14 protein-coding genes and 3 pseudogenes are annotated in these 21111 nt (G+C 56.7%); 5 read left to right on the top strand and 12 right to left on the bottom strand.

What is annotated here, in order from left to right:
- Window positions 1-5: 5 nt before the first annotated feature.
- Window positions 6-530 (bottom strand): type II secretion system major pseudopilin GspG, encoded by a 525-nt coding sequence (gspG, locus tag F3J08_RS14235; protein ID WP_166930821.1) that lies wholly within the window; start codon window positions 528-530, stop codon window positions 6-8.
- A gap of 53 nt (window positions 531-583) precedes the next feature.
- On the opposite strand from gspG, the gene F3J08_RS14230 reads away from it, so the two are divergent.
- A complete protein-coding gene (locus tag F3J08_RS14230; RefSeq protein WP_166930819.1) occupies window positions 584-994 on the top strand; it encodes a lytic transglycosylase domain-containing protein in 411 nt (136 codons plus the stop codon).
- An 8-nt stretch (window positions 995-1002) separates the two neighbouring features.
- Here the strand turns inward: F3J08_RS14230 and F3J08_RS14225 are convergent, their stop codons facing one another.
- The 5 genes and pseudogenes from F3J08_RS14225 to F3J08_RS14205 all read right to left on the bottom strand — a co-directional run bounded on the left by F3J08_RS14225 (window position 1003) and on the right by F3J08_RS14205 (window position 9489).
- Window positions 1003-2562, bottom strand: a complete 1560-nt coding sequence (locus F3J08_RS14225) for a glycoside hydrolase family 32 protein (RefSeq protein ID WP_166930817.1) — start codon at window positions 2560-2562, stop codon at window positions 1003-1005.
- Between the two features lie 148 nt (window positions 2563-2710).
- Window positions 2711-4450 (bottom strand): glycoside hydrolase family 68 protein, encoded by a 1740-nt coding sequence (locus F3J08_RS14220; RefSeq protein WP_083511001.1) that lies wholly within the window; start codon window positions 4448-4450, stop codon window positions 2711-2713.
- Between the two features lie 498 nt (window positions 4451-4948).
- Window positions 4949-5672 (bottom strand): annotated as a pseudogene (locus tag F3J08_RS14215) (IS5 family transposase).
- A 303-nt stretch (window positions 5673-5975) separates the two neighbouring features.
- Window positions 5976-8333: a glycoside hydrolase family 66 protein gene (locus tag F3J08_RS14210; protein ID WP_166930815.1), complete on the bottom strand. Its 2358-nt coding sequence runs from the start codon at window positions 8331-8333 to the stop codon at window positions 5976-5978.
- Between the two features lie 565 nt (window positions 8334-8898).
- Window positions 8899-9489 (bottom strand): hypothetical protein, encoded by a 591-nt coding sequence (locus F3J08_RS14205; RefSeq protein ID WP_166930813.1) that lies wholly within the window; start codon window positions 9487-9489, stop codon window positions 8899-8901.
- Here F3J08_RS14205 and F3J08_RS14200 point away from each other — a divergent pair.
- Both F3J08_RS14200 and F3J08_RS14195 read left to right on the top strand, forming a co-directional pair.
- A pseudogene (locus F3J08_RS14200) lies at window positions 9488-10653 on the top strand (IS3 family transposase). The gene F3J08_RS14205 and the pseudogene F3J08_RS14200 sit on opposite strands and share 2 nt — an antisense overlap.
- 440 nt (window positions 10654-11093) lie before the next feature.
- On the top strand, window positions 11094-12365 hold the full coding sequence (locus tag F3J08_RS14195) for an outer membrane beta-barrel protein (RefSeq protein ID WP_370458747.1): 1272 nt from the start codon (window positions 11094-11096) through the stop codon (window positions 12363-12365).
- A 119-nt stretch (window positions 12366-12484) separates the two neighbouring features.
- On the opposite strand, the gene F3J08_RS14190 is transcribed toward F3J08_RS14195, so the two are convergent.
- Window positions 12485-12637 (bottom strand): hypothetical protein, encoded by a 153-nt coding sequence (locus tag F3J08_RS14190; RefSeq protein WP_166930811.1) that lies wholly within the window; start codon window positions 12635-12637, stop codon window positions 12485-12487.
- 80 nt (window positions 12638-12717) lie between these two features.
- On the opposite strand from F3J08_RS14190, the gene arfB reads away from it, so the two are divergent.
- Window positions 12718-13140 carry an alternative ribosome rescue aminoacyl-tRNA hydrolase ArfB gene (arfB, locus tag F3J08_RS14185; protein ID WP_122039553.1) on the top strand — a complete coding sequence of 141 codons (423 nt, stop codon included), beginning with the start codon at window positions 12718-12720 and terminating at the stop codon, window positions 13138-13140.
- A 148-nt stretch (window positions 13141-13288) separates the two neighbouring features.
- Here arfB and F3J08_RS14180 read toward each other — a convergent pair whose 3' ends face one another.
- Window positions 13289-14188, bottom strand: coding sequence for an NmrA/HSCARG family protein (locus F3J08_RS14180; RefSeq protein ID WP_166930809.1), 900 nt, complete (start codon window positions 14186-14188; stop codon window positions 13289-13291).
- Window positions 14189-14286: 98 nt separating this feature from the next.
- Between F3J08_RS14180 and F3J08_RS14175 the strand changes: the two genes are divergently transcribed.
- On the top strand, window positions 14287-15165 hold the full coding sequence (locus F3J08_RS14175) for a LysR family transcriptional regulator (protein ID WP_166930807.1): 879 nt from the start codon (window positions 14287-14289) through the stop codon (window positions 15163-15165).
- 241 nt (window positions 15166-15406) lie between these two features.
- Here F3J08_RS14175 and F3J08_RS14170 read toward each other — a convergent pair.
- The 4 genes and pseudogenes from F3J08_RS14170 to F3J08_RS14155 all read right to left on the bottom strand — a co-directional run bounded on the left by F3J08_RS14170 (window position 15407) and on the right by F3J08_RS14155 (window position 21110).
- A pseudogene (locus F3J08_RS14170) lies at window positions 15407-16724 on the bottom strand (IS701 family transposase).
- 180 nt (window positions 16725-16904) lie between these two features.
- Window positions 16905-19022, bottom strand: coding sequence for an HlyD family efflux transporter periplasmic adaptor subunit (locus F3J08_RS14165; protein WP_166930805.1), 2118 nt, complete (start codon window positions 19020-19022; stop codon window positions 16905-16907).
- Window positions 19013-20329, bottom strand: a complete 1317-nt coding sequence (locus F3J08_RS17570; protein WP_166930803.1) for an HlyD family secretion protein — start codon at window positions 20327-20329, stop codon at window positions 19013-19015. The genes F3J08_RS14165 and F3J08_RS17570 overlap by 10 nt, the downstream gene beginning before the upstream one ends.
- On the bottom strand, window positions 20313-21110 hold the full coding sequence (locus F3J08_RS14155; protein WP_166930801.1) for an efflux RND transporter periplasmic adaptor subunit: 798 nt from the start codon (window positions 21108-21110) through the stop codon (window positions 20313-20315). Before F3J08_RS14155 ends, F3J08_RS17570 begins: the two co-directional genes overlap by 17 nt.
- Window position 21111 lies beyond the last annotated feature (1 nt).

The following is a 21111-nucleotide window of genomic DNA, read 5'->3' as shown; positions in this document are numbered from 1 at the left end:
TGCGCTCAGGGATTGCAGATCATGGCAGCGCGATCGCTCGTCGCTTCATGAGCGCCCTTCGAGCAGAGGTCATAATCATGGCCCGGTCGTTCAGAGGGATTGCTGTAGATATAAGGATGGTGCCACGGGTCCTTGGGGTCAGCATTATCCTTGAGGTAAGGCCCGTTCCAGTTCTCGGCGTCCTGCGGACGTTCGATCAGCGCGTGCAGCCCGTCTTCAGTGCTGGGGTAGCTTCCTGTGTCGAGACGATACAGATCCAGAACCTCGCCTAGCCGCTGAATGGATTGATGAGCAACAGAATTGCGTGCGCCACCCAGCTGACGCAATGCGGCGGGAGCGACAAGACCGATCAGTAAACCGAGAATGGCAATCACCACCAGCAATTCGAGCAGCGTGAACCCGGCCTCGTCGGTATCAGAAGGAACGCTGATATCGTTGCCTTCGGTCTGGTCAGCGCGCTGCGTGGTCCGGACGGACCATTCGCTTGTTTTGGCGCAACGGGGCTGTGCTAGCGTGTCAAAAAGGCGCATCAATAATGTGTCCGATATGAAAAGCCCTGAATCGGGGAGGAGTGTAGCGCAATATGGCCGTTGCGTATGCGAGCTGCATGATTTTTGTTGCTTCCCTGTACCATTTGCCACCCAGGGTTCTTCCCGCAATCCTGGGGGTGGAAAATGGTCGCAACGGCATGGTGCGTCATAACAGTAACGGAACGGACGACCTCGGGGTAATGCAGGTCAACACGCTGTGGCTCGGGCCTATTGCACAGTTTACCCATGTTACGCCGCAAAGCGTTTACCGCAATCTGCTGACCCAGCCCTGTTATAATATCAGTGCAGCGGGGGCTATCATGCGCCTCTATCTCAATGAATCTCATGGTGATCTCATGAGGGCGGTCGGTGATTACCATTCGCATACCATCGCGCTCAATCTGGCGTACCAGCAGCGCGTGTTGGGTGCGGCACGCCTTCTGTTCCAGAATGGCGGTCATTGAGCGTCCGTTCAATGATCGAGCCCGGTTACATGCAGAGTCTCGACCAGTGCCGGGGCATCCTGCGCAAACAGCGAGATGTGCGTGCTGCCTTCGTGGGGAAAGATCAGATCCGTCATCCTTAATTCACCGTCATTGGCGAAAATCTCGACAGAGGAACGGTCTACCACGAGGTGCAGTGTGATGGTGTTGTTGTGCGGGAGCAATGAGGCAATGTGGATCGGGCTGAACTTGCCTGAAAAATCGGTCACTCCGGAACGCGAACGATCCAGCGACAGCAGGTGGCGGGCAAAATCATAGCTGATTCGCGTCCCTTCCTGAGCATCTTGAGATTGACGCACCGTGATGCCTGCCCGCCCCTTGCCGTCGCTGTGCAAGGTCAATGAAATATCCTCCACCTCGTGCTGCACGGGCAGGGGCCAGACTACACCTGCGGCGAGCGCATGATCTGACCAGCCGCGGGAGGGCGAGCGGGCGACGAGGGCGTCGTATTCGGGTGTCGGAACCTGATAGAGATGCGGCTTGCCACGAAGTGTCCTGAGCGAGAGCGCAACCGGCAAGGTCATCTGGCCGCGCCAGGGTGCGGTAGGAAGCTTGTCAGCATAATCCCAGTTGCTCATCCAGCTCATCAGGCGGGGCGACAGATCTGGCGTATTGGCAATGCGTATGGCGGCATAATTATCGGCTCCATGATCGAGCCAGTGATAGGCCGATGGATCGGCCCCTTCTGGAGGAAGAGGATCGGCAATAAATTTCGTGCCGTCAAAGCGGCCTGTGAAATATTCCACCCCGGATCCCCCGGCAATGCTCCAGGGATTGACGCTGACGATCATGACCCAGCGGGTGTCCTTACGATTTCCATCCAGATCGAACGCGACAAGCGTGGGCATCTCCCACAACATGCCGGGCTTGCGATAACCGTTCGGCTGAAAATCGCTCAGAAAATCCCAGTGCTTCAGGTCGCGGGAATGATAGAGCTTGACCAGCTGCGCATCGGCAACAACGGTCGTCATGACCCAGTATTGCCCCGGCGCGTACCACACCACTGACGGATCACGGAATTGTCGTGAGTCCGGAGACAATGTCAGTATCGGGTTGCGCTCGTGGTGTTCCCACGTTGCGCCGCGATCAAGACTATAGGCAAGTGATTGTGCCTGCGTACCGTCAGGGTGGGCCGGATCCTGTGAGAAAACAGTGGTATAGAGCGCAATCAGCGGCGGAATGTGGTTTTTGCCCAGACCGGAGCGATTATCCCGATCCACCACGACTGACCCTGAAAACATGTCCCGCCCGGGCGAAGCAGCGAGCGCAACGGGTTCCTCATGCCAGTGCAGAAGGTCATGACTAGTCGCGTGGCCCCATGAGGTATGACCCCACACCATGCCATCCGGATTATACTGATAAAAAAGATGCCATGTCCCATCCAGCCAGAACGGCCCGTTGGGGTCATTCATCCAGTGCGCGCGAGGAGAAAAATGCAGCGCGGGACGCCATTGCGGTGTCTCGATCGTGGTATTGGAACTGCTGCGTGTCGGGTTTGACTCCTGCGCAGCGGCAGGACAGGCAGTCATGGCCGTCAGAGGCGCGATGAGCCCGGAGAGCGCGCAGAGTATTGCGCAAGGAGAAAACCGTTTATGGCGCTGTGACATCATCACCCGAAGCTGAGGATACCCAAAGGAAAGTGACCGGCCTGCACGGGGCAGGCCGATCACCAGACGCTTATTGTTGCGTGGTCAGAAAGGCATTCATGCGGGCATTCACATCCGGGCCGATCTGCTTTTGCTGGCTGATCAGATCCTGAATGAACCCGACGATATTGATGTCGGCGCGATTGGCCGAAATATCGCCGTACCCACCAAGGCCGTTATTGCCATAACGTGTGTCGACAATCGACGCATCGCCACGGATGCGAACCTTGACGGTCGGTGACAGCGCACCGCCACGACGTCCTTCAACCGTGTCGATGAAGGATTCCACGAGCCCGCCCGGCATGACGTAATGCGAGTAGGACTGGAAGGCGCGCGGGTTCTGGTCCGGGTTGGCATCGTAGTCGGTGCCAGCCGCGATGTTGAGGTTGGTCGGGTTGCCGAGCATAAGCCCGCTTCCGTAGTTCATGGGCTGGAAATCACTACGGATGCCATTGCCGACGAAGCCATAGACACCATCAGGTCCATCCACACCGGCTGCATAGGTCGTGCGATGGCTGATGGTGAAGATGTAGTACTTTCCGTCCTTGATATACATCTGCGGACGTTCGGTCTGATCGTTCACGCAATTGGCTTCGATCAGCGGCGACAGGAACTTCCACTTCGACAGGGAGCCATTCTCGGCGACTGCCAAACCAATAGCCGCCTTCTGGTAATATGCGCCCGTGTTCAGCACCTGCTGGACGGTCTCGGCGTGCGGGTCATTGGCGCGATAACCCAGATCCTCGGCTGTGCAGTTGGCGAGCCCACGCTCACCGGGCGTGTTGCCCTCAAACACCATATAGTTGGTGCCCGGGTGCTGGGGGTCCTCGAAGGTGAACGGATCGCGGAAGTTGTAATACGGGTTCTGCGCGCCATTCTGATAGAGAACGCCGTCGGGGCGCAGAAGCGGCGTGTGCTGCGTGAAGCCCGTAAACCAGACATGGTTGAAATCGGCATGTATCTGGCCAAGGCTCTGGGTGATCACCGCCTGTGAGGGGGTGATATCCTGACCCGCTGCGTTCCGGTTGAATGCCATATCGGTATAGAACAGCGATACCTTGTTGCTCGTGGGGTCGAGCAGACGCATCGAGCCGGACCATTCGGCGGTGATGGTATAGGTTGTGCCGGCAAAAACCTGTTCCTGCGCCCCTTCAGGGATCAGGTGTCCACCATAGATCCAGCCCCCGTTGGTCGGGCGACGGCTCGCCGGGATGCCTGCGCGGCGGTAGAAATAGCCGATACGGGCATGGGTGTGACGGTCATCGAAGCCATAACCGGCGTTCTTGTCCGCGGTCAGGCAAAAAATGACTTCCCAACCGTTATAGCTGAACTGATTGGCTTTCTTGTCGATGAGCGTCCAGGTGTCCCAGACCCACACATCAGGGTTGGTTGCCGGAAAATCGGCGGGGACATCAGGCATGACGAGCTGCTCGGGAAGCGAATTCTTGCCTGCACCGGCCGAGGTGTCGGAATGGGCCTTGATCTGCATGGCATCGGCACGCGTCCATCGCGCCGTGAAGCTGTCCTGCGGGTCGTAGGCCTTCTGGGTATGGATTGTGGGCAACGGGAAGCCGGGCACGCCATTCAGCGAACTGCCCGGATACAGTTTTGCGCCATGCGGCATCATGCCAGGGCGGGGCGCAACGCGGAACGCCTCACGCAGGGCGTCGGGGTTAAGCTGGGCAAAAGCCGCCTGGCTGGTGAATGTTGCGACCATCGATCCGGCCAGCAACAGATTGAGCATCGCTCTCTTTCGGAACCTGTTTGCCATGTCACCCTCGAATGATTGAGTCATGAGGCATGTCAGGAACGTTTCTGCTCCGTCACGCATCATGATCCTGTTTCTCGTGCCCTGGTGGCGTAACGTTCCTCCAGCGCCACGTTACTTGATCACGAGTTCGTTACGAGAGTCAAATCGCAATTAACGACAGATTGATGAAGGTTGCCGTTTGCACCCATGGAAGTGACTGGGCGTGTCACACTTCTGCGATACATGCCCAGTCAACAGCGTAGGCTTCAAATCACATCACAAGCTATGCCATTGTTACACGCTGATATTTGTCTGGAGAGGAGAAAGGCGATGGGCCCCTCAATGGGTGTGTTCTGCAACAATCCCCCAAGACAGACTCTTGCTGCTGCAGCCTGAAAGCCTATAGCCGATCAGGTCTAACGAAAAAGCATTGCCTTCTGGACTTGGCGCAAACCGAGCGGAGGCCAGAGCAATCAAGATCGAATGGTGATCTGAGTGGGCCCCCAGGGTCAGGAATTATTACGGCGTCCAGTAGACGACTGTTGCGGCGAGGCTGATTGCCGAGAGGAGAGTGTGGGTGCACCGAGCGTATTGCGTGGCAATGCAGCGCCAGTTCTTGAGACGGCCGAACATGTTCTCGACCTCGTGCCGCCGGCGATATCGGGACCTGTCGTGCGGGATCGGCACTCTCCGATTCTTCGTGAACGGGATGCATGGCTCGATGGCTCGTTGGGTCAGATTGCGCCGGGAGCGATTGCTGTCGTAACCGCGATCGCCGATCTGGTGGCGAGCTCAGGGCGAGCGTGGCAGCAGCAGGGCTACGCTCTCGTGATCACACATCTGACCTTCGGTGAGCAGCATCGTTACTGGACGGACATGCCCGCCGCAGACAGCATGCAGTGTCGAATTCAGGCCGCCTTTTGTGCGTCCGATCCGACGCGCAGCACCCCCTTTTTGATCAGGCTTGCGGCAGTGCGATGCGCCGCCAGATGTGTGCTGTCGATCATCAATTCCCCCGGGACGCCAGCATTACGCGTCAGGGCGGAAAAGATCCGGGCAAATATGCCGAGACGGCTCCAACCGATGAAGCGATTATACAGCCTCATATGCGGACCGTAGCTCGAAGGCGCGTCCTTCCATTGCAAGCCACGCCAGATCATTAGACAATGCCGCTCAGCACGCGGCGATCGTCTACGCGTTTCAGACCGCCCGTTTTCGGCAAATACGGTCCTAACGCGCGCATCTTACTTACAGGCAGGATCGGCAGATCAGACGTCGGGTTCTCCTTCCGATGACCGTCGAATCACATCATCTCAGTCCCGCAAAGGGTGCTGAGCCTAGACTTCCGCTTTGGCGGTCGCAGACCGATGATCGGGCACCAAACACTTTCACGGAACAGAAACGAAAGATCGACGGGACGACGTTTCGGACGTCCCCTCATAGCGCTGTGGATATCAAACGGATGCAACGTACCCGTCTTAAACTTCGATCGCCCCTAGGTGAGACGCCTCCTCACGCGGGGGATATTTGACATCTTGGTAAAAGTTTAAGGTCGCCAGCCATGCAGTGAAACATTCCCACCTGAGAATACCAGCCATACTCTGTGAACACCGGTCGGAGACTTTGCAATTGTCACGCTATGCATGGTCGGTGCACTTTCTCCTTTAGGAATGCTGATGGATGCTAGGATCGGGCCAGTCTGGGCGTCAGTACGGAACTCGACCTTACCGCCGGTCTGGCTCGTCGTAATCGCCGCGAGCGATTTCAGGCCAGATAATCCGAAATCAATGCTGTCCCAATAGATAGCACGGTTGCAACATGTAATCGTGGTCTCAGAAGTTGAGGCATCTACACCATTCGGACTCCATGTTGGCGTACCGCCGATGATGAAATCAGAACCGTCTACGGCCCAATCGTTTATCGTCGATAGGTTTCCCTGCTCTATCCAGACGATAGCTGCCGTCTTGAGATAGGGGATATTTATTGTCACTTCCCTTGCCGTCAGGCTGTTGAGAGATTTTTTGGGACCCAGCGAATAAGTCAGTTTCTGAGGCAAACCATGAGCGATATCCGGAGCGGCAAACCAGGCGTTGCCGGGTGCCTTGTCTCCAAAGATGCTTGCCCTGACAACGAAATTTTTTTGTGGAACAGGCTCGTGACGACCATCGGGATCGTCGATGCGATTATTTGCCAATCCTACGAGATTTGTGAGGGAGATGCCACCTGCAACGCCTGAGCGTAACCAGGCCTGATAATAAACCTTCCCCGCAATCCCAGATTTCGACCCTATATTTGATCCATATGTATCTATAATTGTTATTTTTTGTTTTTTACTTACAGTATGGGCGCGAAGCAGATCACGCAGTCCTACGAACCAGTTAGCGTAATCTGCAAGATATTGCTGCAGGTTGCCGTCTATACTCAGCGACTCACGCGGGAAAAACGGTCCCGGCGTTAGATGATCGTAGTCGCCCAGCATAAGCTGAGAGGCACCGGAAACACCGACCTGCCCGAGCAACAACTTGATGCCTGGGTTGCTGGCGTGACAAGCGGCGCTTCCACGGACGGTCGGGTCACATACTTCTAACCGCCCATGATCTTCTTCGCGGGAAGGTGGCAGAACACCGCTTGCCACCTGCTGGGGATAATACGCCGTAATGAGGGGGCGCCTTGTCCAGGCAGCCTTTTGTGAGATCATATGGTCAAGCGACCAAAAGTTAGGATAATTATCGAACTCCGGGTGTGGTTCAACATACAGGTTGCATGACACGCCATGCGCGGCCTCATCACGCAGGTTCCAACCCGATACCTGGTTGATATCCGTGCATACCTTGAGAGTGGATTGCACGGAATTGGTGAAGGGAACGATGTATTCACCGAGATTAGGAAGAATATCCCCCTGGGAATCGTAGTATTTTCTTCCGTCATCGCCCAATGTATCGAGATGTACACCATCAAAACCAAGCCTGGTGACCGACAATCTCAGCTGTTCAGTGAGCCACCTGAGCCAACGGTGGTCGGCCGGGTTCATCAGGTAGAGACCGTCTGACTGCCACCCCCATCCAGTCCAACCCGCGCCAATATTGGTCGAGCCCTGGTTGGTCAGCGTGCATGTCCCGGTAGCTGCCCGGCACGGGGCTGAGAACAGGCCCATGGAAAGTGAAATGTTGTGGTTGACAGTCCGGTAATCCGACCAGGCACCATTCCAGAGACTGTATGCGAGAAATTTGATGCCGTATCGGGTAAAGGCATTGTGGTAGGCTGCAATCGCTTGGCGGTCGACCGTCACACCAGCGAGGTTTTTCCAGCGCGACGTGATTGGCATCGGTTGATCATGCCGCCATAAAAGATCGTAGCCTTGGATGAGGCTCACGTGATATTGCGCGAGATTATCGGCTACCTGTTGTGCTGTCACGGCGCTGCTGGCGAGCGTGGGCGCGTCCACGAACGCTTCGATAGGATCTTCCCAGGCATTTGCCGCAATGTTGAGTGCTCCCGTCGCCGTGTCGATTTGGGATCCGTTCTCCGTTCCGCTACCATTACATCTTACCGGAACGGCATAATTTGCCTTCGACAGGGCGACGATGACAAGTTGATAGGCTTGCGCATTCAGTGTGGGGACGTTTTGCCTGAAGACGATGGTGCGGCTGGCGCCAGCCTCAAGCGACGTGTCGCTGTATTGCGTTGAGACGGACGTGCCTCTCGAGCATACCGCAAGCTTCAGCCGACCCTCAAACCGCGCGCGGCCTTTATTATTCAGGGCAACCCTGATCTCAGCAATCGAACCGGGAGTGTAGAAAGCCTTGTCGTCGAGAACATGCGAAATGATCGGACCACTCAGTGACGACGCGTAGGACGGAGAAAGGCCAATCATGGGTACGAGGAGAGTGACAAGACGTTTCATATATGCCTCGCTGATAGATCGCCCTTGAACAGTCAGGACAGTCCGGTTCAGGTTCGTGATACCGCCAGTTTATCGACCGCCTTCGGTAAACAGAACGCAAGTCTGAGAACACGGGTCATTTGTGACTGACGCGGTATCAGCAGCTCAAGTATAGCTTAGGCAGCGTCGCGTGTCCTACCCGGGTTTGAAATGCCGCTCCCATGGCACAAAGGCGTTAGTGCCAATGGTCGTCGCTAAAGACCGATCCGGAACTATTGACGCGGTGGTAAGCGCAAACTCAGGCGCAATCCGCACCGCTTGTAGCCCTACCAATCCTATTGTGGGCAGCCAGGCTTTCTCATCACGCAGCTGCGCTGATTGTCGATCCAGTAAAGGCCCCCATGGGGAAATCGCTGGTAAGAGGGAGACGCATTGATCGCCTCATGCTGCTGGTTGCTTGCCTTCAGCCAGGTAAGAGAAAAGTGCGAGATCATCATCTGCCGAACGCACCTTTCGAACATTGTGCCCCCTTACCAGAAGTATGCAGTAAAGGGGGATGATATGTCGTGATCAGCCTATTCTATGTTCAACCGAGCTCAATCATGCCCGCCATGGCCACTCCGCATGCAGCGAGATCCCGGGCAGCGCAACCAACGCTTTTGTAAAACACCGATACCATCTCCCGTGGGGTCCCAGTTAGATGATCCGCAAGCGACCCGACCTGCGACCAGTTCTTCCCCGCTTGAATGATGTCGCCGGCTTTAACCGGCGCCCCGACAGGGTCATCGACCACACACATGCTTCCCTCCACAATCCCGGGCCCAACTTCAACAATGACGGGTCTATAAGCGCCTAAACCACTAACCAGCGTGTCTGATGTCGCTATGTTGTCGTAGAGCATTTCCTTGCTGCTCGTGATCGTCAGCACGAGGTCATAAGCCGCCTTGCCACATAACTCTTTTTGCAGATGCAGATTGGGATAGGGCCCCCGAAGCAGCGTGGCGACATTTTGAGCTGTTCGTCCGCACACGGACACTGTCAGTCCCGGATAGAGCTCATCGATTGCATCCAGATGCTCTCTGGCTTGTGCCCAAGTGCAGAGGTGGTCCCGGTTTCTTAGACCGGGGGTTAAGCTATAGACCAGCCTGAGAGAGGACGGGTTTGTGGATAAGGTCATGTGGGAATGGTATTCGGGTGAATTCAAGTCGCGTGTTGCGCTGGAGGCGATCCGGGGCGAGCAGACACTGGCAGCACTAGCGTCGATGCACGGCGTGCATCAGACGATGACCGCCCAATGCAAGCGCCAGGCGATTGAAGGTATGGCGGCGACGTTCTCTGGCAAGCAGGCCCCTGAGGCGACAATCAGCCCGGCCGACGTGGAGAAACTCCACGCGAAGATCGGGCAGCTGCTGGTGAAACGGGATTTTTTGCGCGATGCTTCTGTGCGATTGGGCTTGCTCAAAAGCGACAAATGATTGACCTGAAGCGGCCCCGGCTATCCGTGGTGCGGCAACCCGCGCTGCTGCAATTGAACCGATAGGGCGTTTACTACCGGCCCGTGCCGGACAGTGAGACCAGCCTGGTTTTTATGTGGCTGATAGACGTGCAGTTTCTGGAGACGCCCTATTACGGGGCGCGGCAGATGATCCCGCATCTCAAGAGAGTTGGTAATGATTACGGGTGCGAGTGTGTCCGTCGACTGATGCCGACGATGGGTCTGCGGGCGCTCTACCAGAAGCCACGCACGACCATCCCACATCCGACGCATCGGGAATATCCGTATCTCCTGCGGGATCTGTTGATCGATCGCCGCAATCAGGTCTGGTGCTCGGACATCACCTACATCCCGATACGCAAGGGTTTCTGCTACCTCGCGGCGATCATGGACTGGTCTACGCGTAAGGTTCTGTCGTGGCGCCTGTCGAACACGATGGCCGCCGGCGAGGCGCTGCAGGAGGCCCTGATCCGCTATGGCGCTTCGGATATCTTCAACACGGATCAGGGCCCGCAATTTACGACGCCCCGGTTCACGGAAGTGCTGGAGAAACGCTAAATCCGCATCAGCATGGACGGGCGCGGACGTTGGCTCGATAACATGTTCGTCGAGCGCCTGTGGCGGTCGCTCAAATACGAATGCATCTATCTCCATGCCTTTGAGACCGGCGCGGAACTGCGGATAAGCCTTACGGGATGGATCGCCGATTACCATAGGAAGCGTCTGCATCCGGCATTGGCTGGACGCACGCCCGATGAAGGGTATCATGACGTGCCGACGCTCTCTGGTCCAGGGTTAACCCCGGACCCAATGGCCAACAGTAACGCCGTCAAACGGGCGGCATAACAACAACCGGCTGTAGCTTATCAGGCAATAGAAACTGTCCGAACAAACGGGTCCACCTTTCTGGAAGAGAAGGCGAGGGGGATCTTGCCTTTCTACCTAATGCCCTAACCGTGCTTCTGCCTAGAGATATGAATACGGTGGACTGATCGCGGCTGAAAGGCCGACCGGCTGGGGATAAACTGGAAGCGAGGGGGATCAAACCTCGTGTTCCGGGTAAAACATCCCGCGCGAGGCAGGTCGGCTACAACAGATGCGGACCCTCTTCTGCTTTGCCAGCCACCACACTGTAACTGTGACGTTCTGGCTGTGCATCCTGAGCCTAGATGAACAAGCCCCTCCGTATCCCGGCGCAGCTTACCTATAGCTTTCCTATGAAAGGGGAGCTCGCTACCTCTGTCATCACTATGCGCCTTCAGAGATCATGTTCCTATTCAATAGGGATGAAATCTTTGTCTAAGAATGTGACTATCTCTCGTCAGCGATTGATTGCCATCAATGCCCTCTCGCTTCTTGCCACGACAATGATGCTGAAGCCCGCGCAGGCACAGATTGCCGTTTTCAAATCGACCGAAAGCCCCTGGCTACAGGACATTGCACTGACGGGCCTGATCGAGGGTGGCATCACGGCCAACCTGGCGCGTCCCGATAACGGAATCAATTTCGGCAATTTTCTTGGTGATCACGCCAATCAGGCCCAATTGAACCAGATCAGCCTGACCCTCACCAAGCCAATCGATCCGAGCAAATCCACCTATCAGGTGGGATTTACACTCCAAGGTCTTTATGGCTCAGACGCACGTTATTACCATCTTCTGGGCATCTCGAACCGTGCAATCGGCCAGCGGTACCAGATCCTGCCAGCGCAAGCTCATGTGGATGTTCATGCCCCCATCCTGACCGAGGGCGGCATTGATATGCAGGTGGGCATTCTTCAGGCCCCGATGGGTGTTGAGGTGCTCGATCCTACGGCGCGGCCTTTCTACACTTTGGCCTATACCTCGCAATATTCCGTGCCCTTTGAGCATCTGGGGGCAATGTTCCACTGGCATATCAACAAGATGATCGACCTCAATTTCGGGGTCGACACCGGTAACCAGACCACTTTTGGCAGCAATGACAACAACAAAGCCGCTGCCGGTTATTTCGGCTTTAATCTGAACGGTCTGGCCCAGGGCAAGCTCAACGTCGTGGAACTATCACGCGTCGGTCCTGAAAACGCGGTGAACACGCTTGGGCCTGCGGCAAACACGGCGCAGCGCTGGTGGAATGATATTGCCGCCTATTACACGGTCGACAGCAAACTCAGCCTGATCGGTGAATTCAACTTTCTGCACGATGACGGTTTACGTGCCGAGACGTGGAGCGTGGTCACATTCGCGGGCTATAAAATCTCATCAAGCCTTACCTTCAATTATCGCGGTGAAATCTATCGGGATAATTCGGGCCTCTTCGTGGTCAGCTTCTTAGATAATCAAGGGTACATGAACGCATTCAAGGGCGGTTATGCCCCTGCGGAAACCGCCGCGCCCACCACCTACGGGGCGCTGACACTGGGCCTAACCTATCGCCCCGATCTCGGTCATGGAATCCGCGTCTTCGCACTGCGTCCAGAAATCCGTTTCGACCGCTCGCTCAGTGGAACGTCGCCCTTCAATGATAACCGGAACTCCGGCATGTTCACTTTTGGTGGCGACGCAATGATGGGCTTCTGAGCGCTGATGTAACAGCATCCCCGTGACTTTGGCCTGATACCAATCACGCCACAGCTGGAGGGCGTCAGCCCGCGGCTTGATCTGATGCGAGCCATGCTGATTAAGCTCAGGACTGACATTCAGAATGCGACGGTTACAGCGAGGCAGATAGCTGAGGTAAAAACGGTGGGGCCTTTGTCGTAGCATCTTGCGACATGCTTCCAATCCTCGGGGCAGGCGAACATGATGTCGATGCGGTGACGTTTCTGGTCTTTCTTTTTAACCTGTTTCATCGGGCTGCGGTTCCCTCCCGCAAATCAACGTGAAAGCGCCCATGCGGTATTTCACGATGCGATATGCTATAGGGTGTGTCATGACAATTCCCATCCTTCCGGGCCTGTCCCTTGCCGACAGTGAGCTTGAGGTCAGCTATATCTTGGCGTCCGGGCCCGGTGGCCAAAACGTCAACAAGGTTGCGACCGCAGCGCAGCTGCGTTTCGATGCAGCGCGTTCCTCGTCCCTGCCCGAGCGAGTGCGCGTGCGGCTGCTGGACATCGCCGGTAGTCGGGCAACACGTGATGGCGTGATCGTCATCACGGCCAGGCGCTTCCGCACGCAGATCCGTAATCGCGAGGACGCGATCGATCGTCTGACGACAATGATCCGCGAAGCCGCCCACCGCCAGCCGTTCAGGGTCCCCACGCGCCCGGGCCGGGCGGCGCGCGCGCGCCGGTTGGATGGCAAATCCCGCCGCGCGGGGATCAAGCGCGGACGCGCTGCGCCTCGCGAAGACTGAAGCTCATAGCGTCAGTCTCTGAGATGCGCTTTCTAGCCCATCCCCTACCGTTGTCCGCGGAAAAGATCTACTTCCGATCATATGAGGAAACGGAAGTAGGATAATGGCGGAAGACCGCCATTATCCTACTATCGGCAATCTTATCTCGCTACGCGTTATTGACCGATCCGATCGCAGACGACGCCCGGCGTCGACGGTTGTCTTTTGAGCGTTTTAGCGCCCAGTCCTCGAGTGTGAGCATTCCCAAGTTCTCGCATCGCAGAGCGAGAATATCAGCTCTGAAGCCGTCTCGGGCGATCCACTCGAACATCAGTCGAAAGTCCTCGGGCAATCGCGCTCGCATGACAGAGGGGATCGTAAAGCTGCGGCTAGAACGTATTCCGGTATCCCTCAGAATTGACGCTGCGGAGCGGGCCGTCACGCTATCGCCTGCAAGCTCAATGGCCCGACCAAGGTAATGATCAGGTTTCTCGAACGCCTCTGCAGCGAACCAGGCAACATCCTGCACCGAGACAAGCTGCATGGCCTGATTCGGCCTCAGATAGGTCTTCATCATGGACAGCATGGTGATCCGAAAGATCAGGCTCCAGAAGTTTTCCATGAATGCCGCCGGACGCAAGATTGTAGAGGGTAAGCCCAGCGACGCAATGTGCTGCTCGATTGCCCATTTGCTTTGGAAATGGGGCACGCCACTTCGTTGCTCTACCCCGCCTGCGGAGCACTGCACGAAGTGCCTCACACCACTCTCCTTGGCAAGGCTGGCAAGCCTTTTCCCCTGTCGCTCTTCGCCAGCTGCACCGATCTTCATGGGCGACTGGACAGATAAAACGCCCTCAGCCTTATCAAGCGCCACTCGCAGAGAATGTTCGTCCTCCAGATCACCATGAACGAGCTCAACCCCATGCTTTGCCAGAGCAACTGCTTTTGGCGCCTTCAGATCCCGAACAAGCGCGCGAATGTGCCAATGCCCTCGACGCTGCATCTCGCGGATCGTGGCGCCACCTTGTTGTCCAGTTGCGCCCGTAATCAGAATGACTGGTTTTGACATCTCGGCCCCCTTACTGAAGGGGCACGATAAGCCGTTCCCGTTGGACAGGGCAGGTGCGTCATCGTAGACGTCTTGTTCCATATCTGGAACAAGAGCCCATGAACTCAGATGATCTCGGGAGCTTTCTGCGCATCGCAGAGACCATGAGCCTCAGTGCGGCCTCGCGCGTCACGGGAACGCCTAAATCATCGCTTAGCCGGGCATTGTTCCGTCTGGAGAGGGAAATCGGGGCGAAGCTGTTCGAACGCGGCGCGCATACCCTCAGACTGACCGAGGCCGGGCGCATACTCTTGATCCATGCTAGACGCGTCATAGACGATCTGAACGAGGCAACAGCGGCTCTCGATGGTGTGACGGGGCAGCCTCGAGGCGTTCTGAAGATCAGCGCAGCAACGACATTCGCAATCGGGCTGGTGGCGCCGATGCTGCCGCATCTTCTGCGAGAGTATCCTGATCTGCGCGTCCATCTTGAGGCTGAGAACCGGATTGTTGATCTGGCGAGGGAGGATGTCGACGTGGCAATCCGGATAGGGGCAATGCCCGACTCTGACCTGATCGCCAGCAAGCTGGGCAGGATCGAATTATGGCCCTGCGCCAGCCCGTCTTATCTCGCGGAAAGGGGTATGCCCCAAACGCCGCAGGACCTGGCCAATCACGAGTTGCTTGGGTGGACCGATCAACCGTCGATCTGGCGTTTTACGGATAACTCGAAGTGCGAGCATCGCGTGTCCGTTAATGTTCGATCCGTCATCCCGGAGCCCGCCGTCCTGCAGGTCGTCCTTGAGAGCGGGGGAGGTGTCGGGCGTTTGCCTGCCTTCTTGGCAAGCCCCTTAATCGTGCAGGGGCGGCTTGTGAGACTGCTCTCTGACTATGAAGCGGAGGCAGTGGAGGTACATGCCGTCTATGCTGCGCATCGAAGCCTATCCTCCAAGGTCCGGGTGTTTATTGACGCTTTAGGCACACATTTGGCCCGTTGATGCGAGATGCTGTAGATTGAAATAGCTTGCCACTTATTCTCGCTGCGATGTTTCTGACAACGAGCCGAGAAATTTTTCGAGATCCGATGGGCGCGCAAAAGCATGTCGCGCACAGCAGGATCTTGATATTTTGGCGAGGTGGACAAGTCTAAGTCGGCAACGATAAAGTAGGACAAACTCAATAAAACTGAGGTCAGATCGCCTTTCTTTCAGCCCTCTACCTAGCCTTAACCGTAATGGTCTACGCAAGAGTTCTAGGCCTAGCACTACTTTGGCATTTTCTGTGATGAGTGTGGACTGAGCGTCCTGCCGCCTGCCGCAGGAAGGGTACTGTCGGCATGGCGGTCGGAGGATGCAATTGATAATTGCCTGAAGGATCGCTGGCAGACTGGGCTGAAGCGACGGATTCGTGGTGGTTTTTTTCCGCCCTGCTGCCTCGAGGCGACAGGATTGGAGAAGGGCATAGGCCATCATGCCGAGCCGAGCAGAGCATGCCGTTGCAGCCCGATCCGCGATCGCCCCTCGAAGTGATCGAGGCCGAGTTCCTTCTTGAGTTGCTGATGGGCCTGCTCGCAGACCCATCGTGCCTTGATCGCTTGAACGAGGCCCTTGAACGGCGTATCGGCCAGTAGATTCGACAGATAATATTTCCGTTCGCCGGTGCTTCGCTGCTCCCCGACCTGCCAAGCTTCCTCGCCCGGCATGTGTTGTGCCCCAAGCCTGCCGATACGTTGGGACGGTCCGTCCGCGCTGCGGCGAACCTGTCGGCCGGGCCGGTCTTGGTACCGCGTCGCCAGCTCATCGGTCGCCATATGGCGGTCTCCGGCGTCGCCTTGGCCTTGACCGACGACTGATCGGGCACATGACGGAGGCGTGGCCGACTGCGCGTACTCTCGGGGAAGATTAGTTGGACATCGTGCGGGTAGACTTTCTGATGACGCGGAATGCCGACGGCCCAATTACAGCCCCCGCGTGCTCAAAGCCTGGCGGAACGATGCAGACAGGCCATAGTCAGCATCGGCCAGCACGAAGCCGAACCGTATACCTGCCGCTGTCAGCCTGTCGATTTCCCCGATCGCAATCTCAGGCTTGCTCCTGGCGGTCTAATATTCTTCGGGTATGCGCGCACGGGTCATACGCGTCTGGTCAGCGATCCAGTTGTCCAGCAGGAACAGCCGCAGGCCTACCATGACCGGTACCTCGTGCGCCGCCAGGGTCAGGGAAACCCTGATTTGGCGATTAGCATTCTCGCCGAGGGATGAAGCATATTGCGGAGCAACGCCGATCGAATACGTGCCCTTCTTGGGCAAGGCGGTGTCGTCGACGATCAGCCACGATCGTAGGTCACCTACCAGGCGATCGGCGTGGTCCCACAGGGCCGCCTCAAGCGGTGCGCTATCCCACACGCCAGCACTGACGAAGTGATGCAGCCGATCATACGGAACCTCGCCCGTCCGGGCCACGATCGGCTAGATGCTCTTGCAGTCTCCCGCATCGATCAGTCCGGCAATACAGGCCGGGCATATGCTGCGCTGCGCCTTATGGCTAAACCCCGCCACAAACGGCTAAAGCCGTGTGCACAGATCCGCTCGTCAATTCCCTTTCATCGACAGCCCTCATCATAGCCGGTCTCCTGTGAATCAGCTATTGGGCGTCAAGGAAAGCCCTCCTCGAGGTATTCTACCAAAGGAGTGCAAGTCTCGCGGTGAATCCAGATCGAAGCGAGAGAGATACGTCTTTTATTCTGCTGTCTCATTCAACATCAGAGAGAAAAATTTCCTACCAAAGTAAAACGCCATGACTTTCGGACTGCCTTTAATCACGACCGTTCCCGGAACCTGCATGCCAGCAACTTCACCAGATTCTGAAAAAGCATCTATGCGGTAAAGGGCTTTATCGGCTTTGAGCTTCCCGGACAGCATCTTGGCTTTCAATGCGCCCTTGCCAGCATTCCACAGGACCGATTTTTCGATCGTATCTTCAGGATAATCGGCGACGGTTCTGAGGATTGCAGTAACGCGCTCGCTGCCGTCCGAGGGAATGAAACGAGCATGATCTCCCACGTGTAAATAGTCGAGGTCTTCCTGCGCAGCATAAGCGGTGACTCTCGCCTGACCTTGTGCAATCAAAAACGCGATTTTCTGATGTCGCGCAATCAGATTGCCTTTCCGCATGCTTTCGGGAACGTCGCGAATGATGCCGCTGAACGGAGCACGAAGCGTCAGGCTCGATCGATGCTCGTTCGCTTTCTGGAGTGCCGCGGCGGCTGCGGCCTTATGTGCGATGCTATCACTGAGCGACTTATGGGCATCAACATTACGCATGAGCTGATTTGTTGTGTCCCGCCAATAGCGCCACTCAGCGTTCGCGCGCGTAACCTCTCTCTCGATTGTGGCGTCGCTCAGGACGAGAATAGGGTCACCCTTGGCGACGGATGCCCCATCGTGCACCACATATCTGATCGTTCCGTGTTCCCTGCTTGTCAGTTCGGTTTGCTCCGATGCCTCAATGACAGCTGGGAGACGCAGGTGAGAAGACCATGGAAAAAAGAGAGCAATACTTGCAGCCACGCATGCGACGATGAAGCGCGTACGTCCTTGCGCAGGAGCATGCACAAATGAGCGCCCCCAAACCCTGGCTTCACGGATGATCGGCATCAAGATGAATACGCCGATTTCAATGCCCATGAGCAGCAATCCGAGCGCCTTGAAAGTCGCGTGATAGACGAGGAGTGCTATGCCGAAGAAGAGGAAAAGGCGATATACCCATGTACCCAGCGCCCAGCAGGCGACAAGTGCCTTCCTTCTCTTTGGTAGTTCCCCCGGCTCGGTATCCAAAGGAACAGCCCCAAATATGATGCGACGTAAAATCCAGCGCATATAGGAAAAGCCACGCTCCTGGAGGTTCTCAACCCCCATCAGGTCGGAGAGGATATAATAGCCGTCGAAACGCATCAGTGGGTTCAGATTGATAGTTAGCGCCAGTACCCAGCTGGAGGCTGCGAGAGCAAGTGCGGCCTCGCGCGCTATGCCGTCCGGCAAGATAACCCAGAACCAGGCCGCTACGCTGCCCAACAAAAGCTCTGCCGTCATGCCCGCAATGTCGATCGCGATACGCGCACGCGGCGAGGTCAGACGCCACGCATTGGTTGTGTTCGTCCACAGGACTGGACATAGAACCAGCAGCGCCAGCCCCATTGAGGGAACGCCGCAACCTAGGCGTTTTGCAGCCAGACCGTGCCCAATTTCATGTATGATTTTGGATGCAAAATAGGCTGAACCTACAAGGGCGAAACCGCGCCATGACCACAGATCACCGATATCATGCACGAAGATGTCCCATTGCTGGGATATCGCGCATAACGCGCTGATGCCGAGTGCCGCGATCAGCAGCCACAGGCGACGCCCGGTTATGTATCGGAATCGTCTCTCCCATCGTCCCAGCACCCCATCAGGATTGCAGAGGGTGAGTGAGACGAAAAGATAATGGTGGATCAGCCATTTCACGGGATTGGAGCGTCTGCGGGCCAGGATCCCGACGAACTGCTTCGTTTTGTCCGGTGTGTTGGGCAGGGTCAATTTCGCCCCGACCAGAAAATCGCGCAGCTGCTCGATATCGGCTGGATTGGCGTTTATGGTGGTTTCAACGCGAAGGGCAGCGGCAATCTTGCCCGCATCCCCTAGATGCCATTGGTTCAAGGCTTCGACATCATACCAGGGCAGCTTGATGTAACGATGCGCTGCAGGGTCATAGAGGCGCCATGTCGGGTGGCCATTCTCGGGCTGACCGGGAAGGAGTTGAAGATCGTCGCGGAGCTGCGGCCAATAGGGCTGCCCAATCGGCGGGGTCACAGCCATGGACGGATCACCTGCCATGGTCGGCGAAGGATCCAGATGATCAGAGGCGTACGCGGTCCAAGAATTTTGCCGGTGCCTTCGTCGCCGAGATGTGCCTCAGTCTCAAGATCTGCCCTGAACTCATAAACCGACGACATGTCCCCAAGCTGCTTGGGGGCATAGGCACGACTGATCAGGATGCCCTTCACACGGTGCTCTGGGCGGCTGTTGTTGTAAAACAGAACCTCCGCGTTTGGGTCGGCCTGCCAAAGCCCGTCAGGGGCTATGGCGATCTTGAGCACGCGGGATTTCCGTGGCGCGACGACTAGTATTTTTTCACCTGTCTGGGCGGGCTTGCCTGTCCAGGCAAGACGGTCGGCGAAAAGGGCAATCCCATCAATCGGAGCGCGGAGCACCGTCCGTTCAAGCAGCGATGACTGGTAAAGAACATCAGCCTTGGCAGACTCTATCTTGTCCTGAAGCGGGCCGATGTCTGAACGTGCCTTGAGGTCGTCAACACCAGACTCGAGCGCCTCTTGGTATTGGGCCTCAGCCACGGCAAGGGTTTCGCGTGCAACGGCGAGAGCGTTCTGTATCTGCGCCCGGTCGAGTTCTGCGAGCACCTGCCCCTTTTTGACAGGTTCGTTGGGGTCGACCTTCAGGTCGAGTATCACGCTTTCAAAAGGCGCCACCACCTCGGCGGGCTCGTAAGGGATGATCTCGGCGCGCCCGATCATCGATGAGTGGATTGGAACGCACCCCAGAGCGAGCAAGCATACCCCTATGAGAAGGGCGGACTGCCGGACTTTGAATGGTTTGCGCGGTTGCGCCGCGATGCAGGTGAGTGCCTGACCGATCGCAGGGCCGATGCGTTGCAAGATAGCCAGTTCGTGGGGATCAGAAAAAGGCGCGTGACGACCGAGCAGCAACAGGCCTTGCTCGTGACCATTCCACGCTACCGGAAGGGAGAGGAAATACGGCGGCAAGATATCGGCATTGGCGGGGCCATCAGGCAGGTCGTCGCGTTGATGGCTCGAGGGCTGCTGCGATGGAAAGCTGCTGGACACGCTTTTCAGCCAGTGCGCATAGGTGCCATCAAAGTCCAGATCCACGGTGCCGGACACGGAAATCAACTTCCGTGTCGCACCGCTGTAAAAGGCAGCGTGCGAATACTGAACGATATTGCGTGTTTCGTTGACGGCAATAAACGACAAGGTATCCTTGTCGGTAGCCGCTCTGAGCCTGTCCGTAAAAGCAATGAACCGCGCAAGGATTTCAGCCTGGCGCTGGCGATCCTGAGGCGTGAAGTATTCAGAAATTGGCGTCACCCGTCATACCGGGAAGAAGCCCGGGATGTTCCGATGTAATGGATGCATAGACCCGGATCGTTCGGCTTACGGGATCAGCTGCTCCTGAAACACGCGAGAGAATAGCGTCATAGGTCTGGCCTGTCTCGTCAATGGTGACGTGGAACGGCGTACCGATCTTGTGTGTCGCCAGAAGGCGCGCAGGAATCAGGAAGGAGATTTCCAGATGCGACGGATCGACTATGCTGATCATCGGCGCGCCCAGGGTCAGGAACTGGTCTCTATGAACCGTCATTTCAGAGACGGTGCCGTCGAATGGTGCCACGACCGCGCAGTAGGAAATGCTCGCTTTGGTGACGCCCAGATCGGCCTGCGCGGCAGCAAGGTCGGCCCGTGTGGTCTGGTAATCGGCGTTCGACCAGCTTTGGAGCTTACGCAGGTTGTTTTGTGTCTCCACAAGCGATTTGTACTTCTGAACTTCGGCCTGGGCGTGGAGGTTCTGGCTCTGCGCCATCTGGCAATCGAAGCCGACCAGCAGATCACCTTTGTGAAAACTGTCTCCATCCCGGAAGGGCAGCGTGATAACGCGCCCCGCCATGGGAGACGAAATTTTGGCGCTATCCGTGGCAAGTATCTGGACTGTGTACCGGCGCGAAGTATCCGGCGCGGCCGATGCGTTCTGGGGGGGAGAGGCAGGCTGAGGCGCCTCAGCATTCCCCATTTCTTCTGCCTGTCCGGATGAAGCGCAGCCGAGGATAATTGCCGCCGTCATAAGACTGGCGCGTGATTTCGTACCCAACATG

It is taken from the genome of Asaia sp. As-1742, assembly GCF_011753235.1.
GTDB lineage: Bacteria > Pseudomonadota > Alphaproteobacteria > Acetobacterales > Acetobacteraceae > Asaia > Asaia bogorensis_B.
Note: the sequence above shows the minus strand (reverse complement) of the source record. Positions and strands in the feature narration are given on the sequence as shown.

What these genes read in the sequence shown, in the direction of transcription:
- gspG (WP_166930821.1), bottom strand. Translation starts at nt 530, where the DNA reads ATGCGCCTTTTTGACACGCTAGCACAGCCCCGTTGCGCCAAAACAAGC.
- F3J08_RS14230 (WP_166930819.1), top strand. Translation starts at nt 584, where the DNA reads ATGGCCGTTGCGTATGCGAGCTGCATGATTTTTGTTGCTTCCCTGTAC.
- F3J08_RS14225 (WP_166930817.1), bottom strand. Translation starts at nt 2,562, where the DNA reads ATGACTGCCTGTCCTGCCGCTGCGCAGGAGTCAAACCCGACACGCAGC.
- F3J08_RS14220 (WP_083511001.1), bottom strand. Translation starts at nt 4,450, where the DNA reads ATGGCAAACAGGTTCCGAAAGAGAGCGATGCTCAATCTGTTGCTGGCC.
- F3J08_RS14210 (WP_166930815.1), bottom strand. Translation starts at nt 8,333, where the DNA reads ATGAAACGTCTTGTCACTCTCCTCGTACCCATGATTGGCCTTTCTCCG.
- F3J08_RS14205 (WP_166930813.1), bottom strand. Translation starts at nt 9,489, where the DNA reads ATGACCTTATCCACAAACCCGTCCTCTCTCAGGCTGGTCTATAGCTTA.
- F3J08_RS14195 (WP_370458747.1), top strand. Translation starts at nt 11,094, where the DNA reads ATGAAATCTTTGTCTAAGAATGTGACTATCTCTCGTCAGCGATTGATT.
- F3J08_RS14190 (WP_166930811.1), bottom strand. Translation starts at nt 12,637, where the DNA reads ATGAAACAGGTTAAAAAGAAAGACCAGAAACGTCACCGCATCGACATC.
- arfB (WP_122039553.1), top strand. Translation starts at nt 12,718, where the DNA reads ATGACAATTCCCATCCTTCCGGGCCTGTCCCTTGCCGACAGTGAGCTT.
- F3J08_RS14180 (WP_166930809.1), bottom strand. Translation starts at nt 14,188, where the DNA reads ATGTCAAAACCAGTCATTCTGATTACGGGCGCAACTGGACAACAAGGT.
- F3J08_RS14175 (WP_166930807.1), top strand. Translation starts at nt 14,287, where the DNA reads ATGAACTCAGATGATCTCGGGAGCTTTCTGCGCATCGCAGAGACCATG.
- F3J08_RS14165 (WP_166930805.1), bottom strand. Translation starts at nt 19,022, where the DNA reads ATGGCTGTGACCCCGCCGATTGGGCAGCCCTATTGGCCGCAGCTCCGC.
- F3J08_RS14155 (WP_166930801.1), bottom strand. Translation starts at nt 21,110, where the DNA reads ATGTTGGGTACGAAATCACGCGCCAGTCTTATGACGGCGGCAATTATC.